We start from the raw sequence: 13,361 nt of genomic DNA, 5'->3' as shown, positions 1-13,361 counted from the left end.
ATTTTTCGCTAACTGCTTTGTTTCCCTCTCTTTTCCCTTAGCTTGATGCTTATGGCTTCTATTTTTTTTACTCCCTACCACGCTGTTGTGCTGGTCTAGCGGGGGTTGTACACCCCACGAAGGACGGTTTGTAATCGCACTAGAGAATTGAAAAAAGGGATAGCCCGTTAAGCACCCATCTAGCAATGGGTTGCTGGTCATTTAATGTGGAGTAGGCTCACCATCATTTTGATTATGCCTTTAGCAGGCAGTTGTTTCTTTTGGTCTTTCTTGCAACTGCTATGCTGTATATATTATGGTTCTTGCCTTTTCATTAAGAGGATATGCTGAGTCGTCTCATCGTTCTGGCAAGTTCTTCCATCCGAAAGGGTTTTACCAACACATCCCAAAAGCCATGCTCCCGGTAATTAGACATTACAGGGTCATTGGAATAGCCGCTACAAACTATCGCTTTTACTTGCGGGTCAAGTTCTAATAGCTTGCTCATTGCCTCCATGCCACCCATCCCGCCCGGTATGGTTAAGTCGAGAAATACTACATCGAAGGGCTGACCCGCTTTTAGCGCTGCTTCGTAATGCTGTAACGCTTCTGCCCCATCTTTGGCAAGTTTTGCCTTGTGTCCCATTCTAGGTAAGGTAAGATTAAACATATCCCGTATCTGTGGCTCATCCTCCATTATCAGCACTTGGTATTGATGAGCGGAAGGCATAGAAACAGGATTAGCCATAAACATGGTTTCCTGCATAGCCCTCTCGTTATCGGATAGCGGCAAGTATATACTGAAGGTAGAACCTTTTGTCGGTTCGCTTTCCACCGTGATATATCCATCGTGTTTTTTGATGATGGAATAGCATACTGCTAGTCCCAACCCGTGACCCTCCGTTTTAGTGGTGAAATAAGGGTCAAAGATTTTAGCTATATTCTCCGAAGATATGCCTAACCCGGTGTCTTTGATGGAAATCTTGACATATTTTCCCTTTGCCAAAATAGGTATTGCGCCTTCTGCTAAGTTAAGATTCTCCGCGCTAATGCTAACGTAGCCACCGCCCGGCATTGCCTGCGCCGCATTGAGCGTCAAATTCTGGATAACCTGAGACAGTTGCCCGGCATCTACCTCCACTGGACCTATTTCTTCTGGTAGGTTGAATACAGTTTCCACATTCCGTCCGTGCATCACAAAACTTGCTGCTTCTCGGATAAGTTGTATCAGTTTTACTGTTTTCCGAATAGGGTTGCCGCCTTTGGCAAAGGTTAAAAGTTGCATAGTCAAGTCTTTGGAACGTAAAGCGGCTTTCTCTGCTTCCCTAGTAAACTCGGCAATTTCGGCAATATCTATAGACTCTTTGTGGGCGAGATTAAGATTAGTAAGACCTAGATAGCCGATAATGCCAGTCAACAGGTTATTGAAATCGTGGGCGATACCGCCTGCCAACACCCCCAGCGACTCCAACCGCGAGGTTTTTTGCAATGCCTCCTCGACTCTTTTTTTCTCGGTCAAGTCCGTAGCTACTAGGCAAATTACCTTAAGCGCGTCAATTTGCATAGGGCTAAAAGCTAGATCGAAAGGTGTTTGCTTGCCAATGCTCGTACTGAGATTCATTTCATATCGGAAGTTTGCTTTATCGCCCTTTACCAGTGCATCTTCAAGAAGTGGTTTGTCTTCAACAGCAACGAACCGGTATAGATAAGAACCGATTATTTGCTCTATTGGCAATTCCATAAGCTCGGCGAAGCGTTGGTTGCAATAAAGTATGCTACCGGATAAATTCAGAGTAACAGCGCCCTGTGACATTTTTTCCACAAAAAGGCGATATGGCAGATCCGCCCCATTAATAGTGAATATCTGATCAGTACCATTCGGATTTTCCATAACCAGCGCGTCAATTTCGTTCCGTCGAATAGCGTCAAGGGTTTCCCTTGCTTCCGCTAGTTGTTCCTTTAACGACTCTATTTCCGCCATTAGGGCTTTTTCCGATTTAGCCTGACTGCTCATATTTTACTTAAACTCCTTTAGAAATGGCATCGTCCGATTTTTCCACATGCAAACCCAAGCTCGTTATTACGCGCTCCACATCAGATAAATTGCCTACTATTTTTCTCAAGGGAAATGGCAATTGCTTTATAAGAGTTGGAACTGCCACAATTTGGGCTTCTATGGCTTTCTCCGGCTGCTGGTATATATCAATTACTTCCAATCTATAACGTCCTTCAAGGAGTTCTTCGCAGATTTTCTGGATGTTTTGGATAGCTTGAGCAGATTTAGGAGTAGTTCCGGTTACGAACAGGCGCAGAACGTATTTCTCAAACTCTGCTGGATTCTGAGACTTTTCAAAAGTTTCACTGGCAATATCGGTATCCTCATTCTCTGAATCTTTCATACATCCCCCGCTTTGACTATTCTTGCTACTATCTTACCTAGATTTGGATCAAGTTCAGCCCTACCAGAACCCGCTCTGTATTGGAAAGGTCACCAATTATTTTACGTACCGGATCCGGCAATTTGCGTACAAGTGTAGGGGTTGCTACAATCTGATCCCCACTGGCAAGTTGGGGATTCTCCAGCAGGTCGATTATTTCCAGTTGGTACTTCCCCTCCAAATATTCTTCGCAAATCTTTTTCAGGTTGATACAGGCGCTTAATGACTTAGTAGTTTGCCCAGCTACATATAGCCGCAACTCCCATTTAGGACGATTTTCCCCTTCCGATTCGTTAGCTGCATCCACCATCCTACTCCTTTACATGCGCCTCTCAAGCTTTAACTTTACGGCTTATTTTCATGTTATTTCGTTCGATATTCATTTGCTCATCTATTGCCTTTGCCTGTTTCAGCAGGTTTAGGCTTTCGGCTTCTTCAACCTCAAATTCAGCTCGCATAATCGCAATTTGGTTTTCCAGCATCTGGCGTTTGCGTTCAAGGTTGAATTCGATTTGTATTGCTTCCTGCTCCCTTAGTTGTTCCTCCGCTCTCTCTTTAGCTTCTTGCACCAAGCGTGCCGAGCCTGTAAGCACTCCCGCTTGACCTAGATAAGCCTCTTTAAGCTCAATCCCTTTGCTGGACAGGAGGAACTCTCGAATTTGGTTGGAACTTGCCATACCACGTGATTTAAGCACGAACATTCCCCGATTGCGCTCCCCGTCAAGTTCGATATCGCGCAACAATAGCCAAGTGTCAATCAAGGAGGAAATATTGGTTAGTGTATGTTCCTCAAAATTCCCCGCAGAAGTCAAGCTAGTGAAAAAGGCGGTTATTTGTTGCGTTTTCAGAAAATCCAGCAGCCTAGTAATCATCGAACGTACTTCAAGATTGCTACCATTATTAAGGAAATTTGTTACCGGGTCAATAATCACCACCGAAGGTTGGAAACTTTTAACCAATTGATGTATCACCACCAAGTGCATTTCCAGACCGTACATAGTAGCGCGGGTGGTATGGAATTTCAGGAGATTAGCGTCTATCCACGGGGCTAGATTCAAACCGATGGAGCGCATATTGCGGACTATCTGTCCGGTAGATTCCTCGAAAGCTAGGTAAAGGCAGCGTTCCCCTCTTTGACAAACACTGCTGGCAAAACTGGATGCTATACTGGTTTTGCCGGTGCCTGCGGTACCTGAAATCAGCACCGAACTGCCGCGATAAAAGCCTTTCCCCTCTAGCATATCGTCTAGGCTTGGTATCCCGGTAGAGATTCGCTCGTTTGAAATCGTATAATCGAGACCGCTGGAGGTTATGGGCAGCACCGAAATGCCGGTTTCGTCAATCAGGAAGGGATATTCGTTAGTACCGTGTGCGGAACCGCGATATTTGATGACTTGCAAATGCCGGGTAGAGATAGAATCAACGGTGCGATGTGCCAGCACAATAACGCAGTCCGAAACATATTCTTCCAGCCCTTGCCGGGTTAGCATGCCATTTGAGCCACGCTCACCGGTGATAATAACCGTTACTCCTTTATCTTTCAGCCAGCGAAATAACCTGCGAAGCTCTGCCCGAAGGATTGCTTCATTGTCAAAACTGGAGAAAAGCGCTTCAAGCGTATCTAACGCCACCCGTTTAGCCCCGATGGAATCAATGGCATACGCTAGGCGAATGAATAACCCGTCTAGGTCAAAATCGCCGATTTCCTCGATTTCGGAGCGTTCAATATATATATGGTCTAACACCAATTTTTTCTGGGCAACCAATTCATTCAGGTTAAAGCCCAACGAAGTCACATTCTTGGTTATTTCTTCTGGGCTTTCCTCGAAAGTTACCAATACCCCCGGCTCATCAAATTTGAGCGCACCTTGTACCAAGAACTCCACCCCGAACAAAGTTTTTCCGCATCCAGCGCTACCGCACAGCAGTGTAGGGCGGCCTTTTGGCAACCCGCCCCCTGTCACAGCGTCCAACCCATCAATGCCGGTGGGACATTTGAGCAAAGTTTCCGGCGCAGTATGGTTTTCTATATGGTTTTTATTCATCCAATTTGCTCCTCCCAGTATCACTCTACTACTAAAATGGCATGAAATTGATTATAAGTAATAAATATTTGCGCCAATTTTATTACAAAAATTGCAAGGTACCCTAAGTTAGGGTTTTGCTCTATATGCAATTATAAGATACCAAACTAAATACTTTCTAAATTAACCATCTAATATTATAAATTTTAGCTAAATGTTTTGGGGATAAGAGGAACTGAAATGACCCAAAATTTTAAGACAAGCTATAGTGGAGCCAGAAATGCTACGTGGGTTATTTTGTTAAGACAAATTAATGCTGGTAACCTTGAAATAGAGTTGGGCTGGAATACAGGGATTGATGCTGCACAAGATTGATGAATCTGGGTGAGGGGGCGAGGATGCCAAAGCTACCCCGCTATCGGCAGTTGCCAAATTTGCCTCGCTAGTTAATAGCCAAAGGCAAGTTTCCCGGAGGATTTCAGGGCAGGTTGTGAGCCTGCCATTTGTTTTGCCAGAATTTCGCGCGCCCGGAACAACCTGATTTTTACGTTTGAGATTGATAAGCTGGTAGCTTTGGAAATTTCCTCATACGAGAAATCGTACCAATAGCGTAAAACTAATACCATGCGGTACTTGCCGGGCAATTTTTTCAATTGTTCGCGCACTTCCTCTCTTTCTTCGCCCGATACCGCCATATCTTCTGGGTCAGGGTCTTGGCTTGCCTTCCATGAAATTATTTCTTCAAGGTCGGAAACCGGACGCTTTCGCCGGATTAAGTCTATGGAATAGTGCGCTGCAATCGAAAGAATCCAAGTTGAGAATTTACGGTCAATATTATAGGTGTGAATTTGCTGGTACACTCGCAGGAAAACTTCCTGAGTAGCATCTTCTGCTTCTTGCTGATTATGCAACATTCGTCGGCACAAATTATATACACTCACCTGATAACGGGTTATTAATTGTGCCATAGCGTTATTATCGCTCTGCAAAATTAGCCTTACCAAATCATTATCATCTAAATCTATATTCTTTTCGTTTTCATCTGGAAATTCTATGGTAATATTTTTATCTAGTGGATTCATAATTGCCTCAATTTTAGCGAGTTATATAATTCTTTCGATTTTATATCTGAATTTATACTATTATTATATACTGCAAAGATTAGGTTTTTATTGGAAAGAGGTTAATTCTTTCTTAAATGTTATAAAATCATAACCGTTCACGAGTGGATTTGTAGATTTAAGCTAGGGCTAACTTGCTGAGATTTCAAGTTGGGACTTGACAGCATATCAAATAAGTGCTATTAACTTACGTGTTAGTTAGCTAAATTATTGGAGTTAGTCAGAACCTATGAAACCTGATTTGAGAACTACAGATACCAAAGAGCGGGTAATTGCTGAAGCATGGCGACTCTATCAGCTTGGCGGCTATAGTTATCTGAATATGGATCATATTGCCAAAACTCTTAAGATTACCCGCCCTGCCTTATATTTTCATTTTCCGGGTGGTAAAGATCAGCTTATAGTTGAGGTTATAAAATTTTGGAGCGCTGAAGTAATCAAGCAGTTGGAAAGCGCCGCCAGAGAAAACCAAGATGCCCGAACTCGGCTGAAACACATCATGTATGGGGTTACGCGACAACCACTGCCCGATGATAAAGAAATTGTTCTGTCGCAATTATGCCAACTTAGTAAGCAAGCGCAAAATGAGATGCACCAGCTAATTATAGCAATAAACCAAATTATCATTGGGGTAATCGAGGAAGGCATCCGTAACGGAGAGTTAAGGCAGGTTGACCCGAACATAGTGTTCATCAGTTTTACAGGTTTATGCCGTCAAGTTGAAAAATACCCGGTATTGCGCCAATTATTACCGCAGGATTTCGTCAATAAATTTCCTGATACCGTGGAAGAGATAGCCGATAAACTGCTGGAGCTTTGGTTCGAAGGCATTATTGCGACTTCCACTAACTGATTCTTTTTGGTCCTGTTACTGACTTAACTGTAAGTCAGTTAATATAGATAACCAGCTTCTCATTAATGTAGAAAGGAACATTTTAGATGACAAAAGGGAGAAAGTATGCCATAGCCCTAACTGCTGCTTTAGGCTTGATAATGGGCATACTCGATAATACCATTGTGAATATCGCGCTGGTGCCGATTTCTAAGGAGCTAAAGATTGACCTTAGCACTGTACAGTGGCTGGTGACAGGCTATTTTCTGTCGCAGGCGGCAGTGATACCGGTAGCTGGCTATTTGGGAAATCGCTTCGGCAGCAGACGTATATTCATGGGGTCTGTGGCGATATTCACAGTTGGTTCGCTGTTGTGTGGCGTTACGCAAGACCCTACCATGCTGATTACCTTCCGGGTGCTGCAAGGCATCGGCGCGGGGGCGCTCTTCCCGCTCGGTCAGGCTCTTGCGCTTGACCCTTTCGAGCCACACGAAAGACCTGCAGCAATGTCCTTGCTGGTAATTCCTATCTTGCTTGGACCAATTCTGGGACCAATTCTGGGGGGCTGGTTGAACGACAGCTTTGGCTGGCAATACCTGTTCCTGATTAATGTGCCAATCGGCTTTATAACCGTTTTCCTGACTTGGCGCATTATGCCCCATGACCATCATCGCACTCCTGAAGAATTGGCTACTAGCAGACAGTTCGACTATATAGGGCTGGTTCTTTCAACAATGGGTGTGTTGGGCATAGTATATGGCTTTTCGCTGGTAAATGAAGTTGACCCGGCTACTCGTACCCAACTCAATCCTAGCGGTATAGCTTATGGTTGGGGTTACTGGCTAGTGTGGACGCTGGTGGGTAGTGGAGTTGCGTTGGTTGCCGCTTTCTGTCTTTACGAGTTGCACCGTTCAGACCCCATGCTGGATTTAAGAATGTTTAAGAAATACAGTTTCACCATCGCTACAGTTGTTTCTTGCGTTATCAGCGGAACGGTGTTTGGGGCATTGCTGCTACTGCCTGTATTCCTGCAACAAATCCGCACGCCCCATCTTACAGCTTTAGATACCGGGTTGGCATTGATTCCGCAAGGGGTAGGCTCATTAATCGGCGCGGGGTTGGGTGGTCCCTTATTCAACAAACTAGGCGGTCGCTTAATAACCGGAACAGGCGCAATTTTTGTAATAATTGCGTTGTGGCAGTTCGGTAATCTAACACCTACCACCGATGGTTGGGCGATGTCTCCTTGGAACTTCTTACTTGGGATGGGTCTTGGTCTTACCTTTATTCCTTCGCAAACTTTGGCTTTCCTTTCGTTGCGAGGCACGGCTCTGACCAAAGCTAGTTCGCTGCTTAATGTCACCCGCCAAATAGCCGGTTCGGTGGCGACAGCGATTACAATTACTTTGTTGGGACAACAAACCACCTATCACTTTAATTTGTTGCAGGCTGACGCTATACGAAATCTACCGGCAGGCGCATCCGCTCCGAATCCGGCAGACCCACAGTATATTCAGGCGATGCAACAATTAGGCGCACAAGCGGGAACGGGCGGCATAAACGATGTCTTTATCTATCTGGCAATCGGTACGGTGCTGGTCCTGTTGCTTTCCTTTGCGCTTCCAAGCCGCAAAAATGTAATTGCGATGGAGGAAGAAGCCGAGCGATTACACGGTAGTCTGGAAGCTGTGCCGATTCATATGGGGTAATAACTCAAATTTGGGTTCAGTTCTAAGCTTGTTATTCTATGGAACAGCGCAGTTGGAAGAATGCAAGTTACGTGCTATAAATTTAGTTATCAACTAGAAAAGAGAAAAAAATGACCAAGCTTGCAGAAACAAGTTATGCAATTCACGAAATTCTGGCAAATCGCTGGAGTCCCCGCGCCTTTTCCAGTCAGCCTGTTGAGGAGGAAAAACTTCTGAGTCTCTTTGAAGCGGCGCGTTGGTCGCCCTCCGGCGGGAATAGCCAACCGTGGTCTTTCATTGTTGGTACTCAGAGCGACCCGGAAACTCATCAAAAGATTTTTGATGTTTTAGTTCCCGGAAATCAGGCTTGGAACAAAGACGTGCCAGTGTTAGTGTTATCAGTGGCAAAAGTAAGTCTTCAACCCGGAAAGCCCTATCGCTGGGCTTTGTACGATGTGGGGCAAGCGGTAGCACATCTGACAGTACAAGCAGGGGCTTTTGGTTTGTATGTTCACCAAATGGCTGGATTCGATTCTGAAAAAGCTCAGCAAGTATTCCAGATACCGGAAGGGTATGAGGTAGTAACGGCAATTGCTATCGGCTATCCCGGCGATGCCGACCAGTTGCCTGAACCTTTACGAGAGCGGGAACTTGCGCCTCGTACCCGCAAACCTCTTTCGGAGTTTGTATTTAAAGGAAGCTGGAATCAACCATTGAAGCTCCCAGCCTCTGAAATTTAGAGGGATTCTTTCAAGCTTTTCTATAATTAAAGGACTTTCGCTTGGAATAGGATTAATAAACCTAGATTAGAGACAATGGGCTTAAGCTTTTTGCCTGAAATCACCTCTAAAGCGAAAGTCCTTATCTCGTTTTATTTCAAAATCTCTGTACTAGAGTGGTGAAAAAGCTCAAAAAACGGGCTTAATCGCGCATATTATCCAGACCAGTGGCTACCTAATTATCCCTATGTTGAAATCAGGTGGGTTGTTACGGCACTTTCTTTAAATCCAACCTAACTTGTCGAAATAATAACACAGTAGCAAGTATGCTAGAATCCTCCCTCTGTGTGATCGGCAAATAAGCTAAACCTATCGAATTTATCCAAAACAGTGGTAAAAAATTGCTTTTTCCAACCAGTTTAGCTTAAAATAGCGCAACAACAAAACGTTTAGGGTTAGTGTGGTGTTTTAATTTTGAAATAACAAATTAGCAAAATATTAATATAACTTTCTGTGGAAACTCTGCAAGCCCAAAAAATTAAACAGGCAACCGCGAAACGCTTCCAAACCCGTAGTTGGATAGAAGCGGCATGGTTGAATCGGGAAGCTATCGCTTGGATTGTTCTCATTATTCTGGCAGTCCTTACCCGTCTTACTGACCTTGGACCTCGTGCATTGCATCAGGATGAGGCTACTCATGCCGGTTCTTTCACACGTGGCATGTATCTGAACGGTCAGTTCTATTCCTATGACCCAACCTTTCATGGACCGTTCCTGTATTACATGGTCAGCCTCAGCTTTTTCCTGTTCGGTGATTCTAACGATACCACTGCTCGAGTTGCGCCCGCTGTGTTCGGGATTGGCATTGTCGCTCTTTGCTGGTATCTGAGAACTCTAATCGGTAAAGCGGGCGCACTTTTTGCGGGTATTTTCATCCTAATTTCGCCTTCTATCCTCTACTATTCTCGTAACCTTCGCCATGATGCTTTCGCCGTTTTTGGCGAATTATTATTTGCTATTGGTGTTTTCCGTTTCTTCAGTTCCAGAAAAGCAAGTTGGCTATCCGCTGCTGGCATTGGCTTGGTAATAACCTATGCCAGCCACGAACTGGTATTCATGAATACCGCCATTTTGGTAGGGTGGTTGGTACTTATGTTTGCGGTTGAATTGGTGGGGTTGCCCGCTAAAATTGCCCGTCAGAAAAAGCCGAACGCTATAGTCGAAACGGAATTTTTGAGTAAGGAAGAAACTAACGAACCGGTAAGCGTAGATGATATAAGCTCGGAAAATCCCGATGAGGTAACAGAGGATGCAAAACCTGCATCCCGAATTTTTTCACCGCGCCTGTTGAGTAGCATAGGTTTGTTTCTGGTTTTTGCCGGCGCGTTGGCTTTTAATAGTAGTGATTTACTTAGTTCAACTGCTCCAAAGCTTTTTAGCTCTGATGCTAGTGGTGGAATTCCGGCAGGGATTATCATTATCCCCTTGCTGTTGGCTATTTCAGCTATAGCGGCTATCTTGCTGTCTCAGGCTTATGTCGGTATGTGGAGAAGGCTCGAACGTACGCCGCGCATAATCGCGCTGGTGGTTAGTTTATTAGCGTTTGGCGGGCTTGGGGCTTTCCAAGCTTACCGAACATTCTCTCCAGCTAAAGCAAAGGCGGACGCAACCACCGGATTGGCAACTGCTACCGCCACCACATCTGTATCTACAGCAGACAAAATAAGTAGCATAGCTCTTTCGTTGGTAATAATTTTGCTACTGGCGTTGTTTATCGGGTCATTAGTGGGTTGGATATGGCAACGCCGTTTTCTGGTGGCGAACCGAACCGGCATTATTGGATTTGCCATTGCTTTTGTTGGAACATGGTTAGTTGCGGCATTGGTAAGCCTGCGTTTTCTGGCGGTAGATCCCCTGAAAGGCGGAGTACGTCCGAAAGGGGGTCTTTTCCTAGTAGGTCCCGAAGTGGATAAGTGGGTAGCTTATATTTTCAACGGCTTTTTTGCTGCACTAGCCATTGGTATAGTAGCGGGTTGGCTGGTTTCGTTGGCTACCGATTTACCGGATGAAAAACTAAGAGGAAGTGCAGCATTGCGCGGTATTCTTGGTATCTTCCGCAATCCGCTGGCTTTAGCAGGATTTTTTGGCAGTTTCGCAATTATATACATCCTTCTATTTGGGAATTTTTTCTTCTATCCACAAGGACTGGCAGATGGTATATACAAGGGCGTAGAATACTGGGCTGGGGTGCATGATACCAGACGTATAGATCAGCCGTGGTTCTATTATCCCATGCTGATGTTGCTATACGAAATCTTGCCCTTAATTCTCTCTACCGTTGCCTTATTCGCCTTCCCAATTGGCTGGATTAGGCGCTCGTTGCGTAAAGGTCGCCCTATTTTTACAATGCGCGGTCTCTTTGCAGGTTATTGCGCTTGGTGGAGCGTACTGGCAATGATTACCTACTCCATAGCCGGAGAAAAAGTGCCTTGGTTGAATATGCAGGTAGCCTTGCCCGCCATCCTTACCTCTGCCGTGTTCTTCGATAATCAGGTGCGGCGCATTAGCTGGCAAAAATTGCTAAAGCCTAGTCAGGGGTTGCTTTTTGGCGGCATTGCATTTTTAATGTTTGTCGCCATCGCAATTTCAATCGGTTTCCTTTCTAACCTGACCGGGAATTTACCAGATACTACCAGCAATTTACCCGTATATGTGGCAACTACACCGGATAACTCAATCGTTGGAAGTCGTCTTGGAATTGCCGTAATAGCGATTTTGGTAGTATTAAGCTTTTTCGTCATAAGCCTTTGGTTATGGCGCAGTAAACGCATCTCCGGTAAAATTATGCGTGCTACGTTGGCGTTGCTTTTTAGCCTTGCATTGGGTATCTACGGTATCAAAGCCACTCTCATGCTCAATTACAACAACCCCGTCACCAATGTTGAGCCGATGATACAGGTGCAAACCACGCCGGAATTGATTAATTTTGTGGAACGGGTTGATAAGCTATCCAACGATCACAAAGAAAGCTGGAAAAGCGCGGCTACGGATAGCGCATCTCGTACCAAAGCGGTTGCAGACCCTGCCGGTAGCAAGGAAATGCCAATCTTGTTGGCGCAATCTGTCGCACCGCCTTTATCTTGGTATTTCCGTAAATATACTTATGTAAGCTACTTTACTCCTAACAACGATTCAAGCCAAAATTCGGATGCTGCCCCTCCTAAAGATAGCCGAGGCATTGCTTACGCCATTATCGCGCTTGACCGGAGCGAAGACCAATTCAAGCTACAAGAGCAAATGCGTGATAATTATACTCGCATGCTGTTTCGGCGCTATTGGTGGCTACCTGAAGATGATAACGGTTACTTGGGTATTGGCAAAGCACCTGCCGATAGCGCAAACTCGAATCTTGATAAAAAGAATATAAAATACACCGATTGGGGCAAGCTCTGGGATACTTTTACTAGACAGCCCAGCGCAAACTTGATGTGGCGCTATACCCTGTATCGAGAGTTGCAACAAGCCCTACCTTCCTACGACATGGTTGTTTATGTCCGCAATGACCTCGCGCCCGATTTTATGCTATTGGGCGGCTTAAATTATACCGGAGCAACTAAAACCAACGGCACAACTACCGATGAGTTTGCCTACAAACTTGGGGAAGCTACCCAACCGGGCTTGAAAAATGGTCAGTTTAAAGTGCCACGCGCTCTAACAATTGCGCCAAATGGTGATTTACTGGTACTGGATAGCGCCAATGGACGAGTGCAACGCTTCGATTCTGGGGGCAATTTCCTGTCCAAATTCGGCAAAATTGGCAACGGCGATGGTTTGTTCGGCATTATCCAGAATGACGGCGGCGCGGGCGGTATTGCGGTAGATGAACAAGGCAATATATATGTCTCGGATAGTTGGAATTATCGCATCGAAAAGTTCGATTCCAGCGGTAAATTCCTGATGAAATGGGGCGAAGGCTACGATAATAAAGGTGATTTAGAGCAAGCAAAAATACAGCCTATAGGCTTTTACGGACCGCGTGGTATTTTCTACGATACAACTCGTAAAGAGCTATATGTAGCCGATACCGGAAATCGGCGGGTGGCGGTTTTTGATGCCAATGGCATTTTCTTGCGACAATTCGGAGGGCGCGGAAGCGGGCAGGGGCAATTTGATGAGCCGGTGAGCGTAGCAGTATCACCGGACGGCAAAGTATATGTAACCGATATGCGGAATAAACGTCTTGAAATTTTAGATCGTGATGGCAAATTCTTAAGCGAGATAAAATTCCCCAATTGGCGCGACCAATACCTTAATGAGCCTTATGTTACGCTCGATAAAGTCGGAAATCTGTTTATTTCTGACCCAACGAACGCGCGTGTTTATAAATATTCCCCAGAGGGTAACTTGCTCCAGACTATCGAAAGCAGCGCAAGCCTGATATTGGAAAATCCGGTTGGGGTAGCGGTAGGGGCGGATGGCTCACTTTATATTGCTGATGCCAAGCGACACAATGTCTATAAAGTTAAACCCTCATAAATACAGCCTGTAAAGGTATTCTGA

General features: G+C 45.1%; 10 protein-coding genes. 5 read left to right on the top strand and 5 right to left on the bottom strand.

Annotation, left to right across the window (positions count from 1 at the left end):
• Nucleotides 1-313 precede the first annotated feature (313 nt).
• The 4 genes from WCK19_RS13410 to kaiC are packed head-to-tail and all read right to left on the bottom strand — an operon-like array spanning nt 314 to nt 4,462.
• A complete protein-coding gene (locus WCK19_RS13410) occupies nt 314-1,993 on the bottom strand; it encodes an ATP-binding protein (protein WP_342397894.1) in 1,680 nt (559 codons plus the stop codon).
• A gap of 7 nt (nt 1,994-2,000) precedes the next feature.
• The gene (locus WCK19_RS13405; protein ID WP_342397893.1) at nt 2,001-2,378 is read right to left on the bottom strand and encodes a circadian clock KaiB family protein; all 378 of its coding nucleotides are present in this window, start codon (nt 2,376-2,378) and stop codon (nt 2,001-2,003) included.
• 37 nt (nt 2,379-2,415) lie between these two features.
• Nucleotides 2,416-2,727, bottom strand: a complete 312-nt coding sequence (locus WCK19_RS13400) for a circadian clock KaiB family protein (protein WP_342397892.1) — start codon at nt 2,725-2,727, stop codon at nt 2,416-2,418.
• Nucleotides 2,728-2,749: 22 nt separating this feature from the next.
• Nucleotides 2,750-4,462: a circadian clock protein KaiC gene (gene kaiC, locus WCK19_RS13395; RefSeq protein ID WP_342397891.1), complete on the bottom strand. Its 1,713-nt coding sequence runs from the start codon at nt 4,460-4,462 to the stop codon at nt 2,750-2,752.
• A gap of 219 nt (nt 4,463-4,681) precedes the next feature.
• On the opposite strand from kaiC, the gene WCK19_RS13390 reads away from it, so the two are divergent.
• A complete protein-coding gene (locus WCK19_RS13390; protein ID WP_342397890.1) occupies nt 4,682-4,816 on the top strand; it encodes a hypothetical protein in 135 nt (44 codons plus the stop codon).
• 71 nt (nt 4,817-4,887) lie between these two features.
• On the opposite strand, the gene WCK19_RS13385 is transcribed toward WCK19_RS13390, so the two are convergent.
• Entirely contained in the window at nt 4,888-5,523 is a 636-nt protein-coding gene (locus WCK19_RS13385; protein WP_342397889.1) for a sigma-70 family RNA polymerase sigma factor, read from the bottom strand.
• Between the two features lie 268 nt (nt 5,524-5,791).
• On the opposite strand from WCK19_RS13385, the gene WCK19_RS13380 reads away from it, so the two are divergent.
• The 4 genes from WCK19_RS13380 to WCK19_RS13365 all read left to right on the top strand — a co-directional run bounded on the left by WCK19_RS13380 (nt 5,792) and on the right by WCK19_RS13365 (nt 13,337).
• Complete coding sequence (locus WCK19_RS13380) at nt 5,792-6,415, top strand: TetR/AcrR family transcriptional regulator (RefSeq protein ID WP_342397888.1); 624 nt, start codon at nt 5,792-5,794, stop codon at nt 6,413-6,415.
• 86 nt (nt 6,416-6,501) lie between these two features.
• A complete protein-coding gene (locus WCK19_RS13375; protein ID WP_342397887.1) occupies nt 6,502-8,103 on the top strand; it encodes a DHA2 family efflux MFS transporter permease subunit in 1,602 nt (533 codons plus the stop codon).
• A 110-nt stretch (nt 8,104-8,213) separates the two neighbouring features.
• Nucleotides 8,214-8,822 (top strand): nitroreductase family protein, encoded by a 609-nt coding sequence (locus WCK19_RS13370; protein WP_342397886.1) that lies wholly within the window; start codon nt 8,214-8,216, stop codon nt 8,820-8,822.
• A gap of 492 nt (nt 8,823-9,314) precedes the next feature.
• Complete coding sequence (locus WCK19_RS13365) at nt 9,315-13,337, top strand: flippase activity-associated protein Agl23 (protein WP_342397885.1); 4,023 nt, start codon at nt 9,315-9,317, stop codon at nt 13,335-13,337.
• The last annotated feature ends 24 nt before the right edge of the window (nt 13,338-13,361 follow it).

The sequence above is a fragment of the Candidatus Chlorohelix sp. genome (genome assembly GCF_037138995.1).
GTDB lineage: Bacteria > Chloroflexota > Chloroflexia > Chloroheliales > Chloroheliaceae > Chlorohelix.
This window is presented reverse-complemented; position numbering and strand designations above follow the sequence as displayed.